This is a genomic window from Bowmanella yangjiangensis, from assembly GCF_017255015.1.
Lineage (GTDB): Bacteria > Pseudomonadota > Gammaproteobacteria > Enterobacterales > Alteromonadaceae > Bowmanella > Bowmanella yangjiangensis.
This window is the reverse complement of the sequence record NZ_JAFKCS010000220.1, coordinates 1-1,373: the sequence shown is the minus strand read 5'-3', so window position 1 is coordinate 1,373 and position 1,373 is coordinate 1. Positions and strand designations below refer to the sequence as shown.

2 protein-coding genes are annotated in these 1,373 nt (G+C 68.3%); both read right to left on the bottom strand.

Features of this window, described 5'->3' with window-relative positions:
- Positions 1–389: LysE family translocator (locus tag J0A65_RS23485; RefSeq protein ID WP_206596705.1), on the bottom strand; the 389-nt coding region annotated here is incomplete at its 3' end.
- A gap of 131 nt (positions 390–520) precedes the next feature.
- The coding region (locus J0A65_RS23480) for an AraC family transcriptional regulator (RefSeq protein ID WP_206596704.1) at positions 521–1,373 on the bottom strand (853 nt) is incomplete at its 5' end.

Genomic DNA, 1,373 nt, shown 5'->3' with positions numbered 1-1,373 from the left:
GGCAGGAAGGCCAGGAAGAAGATAGACAGCTTGGGGTTGAGCAGATTGAGCGCGACGCCCGAGCGTATCAGCGTGGCGTTCGAGCGTGCGCCCTGATGCGCCTGCAGCTGCAGCGGACCCTGTTCACGCAACATGCCCCAGGCCATCCAAAACAGGTAGAGCGCGCCGCCGTAGCTGAGTGCTTGCAGCGCCAGGGGGCTGGCGTAGAGCAGGGCGGCCAGCCCGCTGACGGCGGCCAAGGCATGTGGCGCGCAGCCCAGGGTGCAGCCGAAGGCCGCTACCAGGCTGGCGCGCCAGCCCTGTGCCAGGCCGGCGGCGATGGTGTAGACCACGCCGGTGCCTGGCGAGGCCACCACCAGCAGCGAGGTGAGAAGAAATTCGAGGTTCATGCCGCAGGCCCTCCCTGGTCGTTCGGGCCTGTGTTGCGATCGTGGCTGTGCATGGGGCTTTCCCTGTGACGAGTGAGCCCGCAGTCTGTCGAGTCGTGTTCCGGACGATATTGAACGAAATTGCAGGGGGCTCAGCGTCCCGGACGGGCGTACAGTCCTGGGGTGAAGCCAAAGCAGCGCACGAAGTGGCGGCTCATGTGGCTCTGGTCGGCAAAGCCCGCAGTGGCCGCAGCCTCGGCCAGGGGCAGGCCGGCGGCCACCAGCTGGCGCGCCTTCAGCAGGCGTCGTTGCAGCAGGTAGGCGTGGGGTGTCAGTCCAGTCAGGCGGGAGAAGGCGCGTACCAGCTGGAAGCGGCTGAGCTGTGCCTGCTCCGCCAGCAGCGACAGCGTCAGGGGTGCCATGGGGTCGTCGTCGATCAGCGTCTTGGCTCGGCTGGCACCGTTTCCGGCGGCCAGAGGCTTGCCCGGACGCTGTTCCCGAAGGTGCGCGAGCAGCACCGGCAGGGTCTGCTCGCCGGCCAGTTGCGCCGCTGGCATGTCAGGCTGGGCGATGGCCCGGTACAGCGCCGCGAAGGCATGGCTGGCCTGGCGCTTGCGCAGCACCGGATAGGCCAGTTCGCTGGGCGTCGGGCCGCCGTCACTGGCCATGTCGGCGAAGGCCTGGGCGATCCGCTCGGGCTCGAAGTACAGCATCCGCCAGCGCCGGGCGTTGCCACCCAGTGGTGCGCCATCGTGGACTTCACCGGGGTTGAGCGAGATCAGGTCGCCGGCTTGCGCCTGTACCTGGCCCCGGCCGCTGGCCGAGCGCTGGGCGCCCTGGAGGATCTGGCCGATGCCGAACTGTTCGTGGATATGGCGTGCGAAGCTGCGGTCGGAGTCGGCCTCGACGATCTCCACGCCCAACCCGCTCAGGCGTCGTATGCGAAAGCCCGGCTCGTTCATGCGTATCCGTCTCCTGGCGCCATGCTGCGTCTGGCTGAGGTTA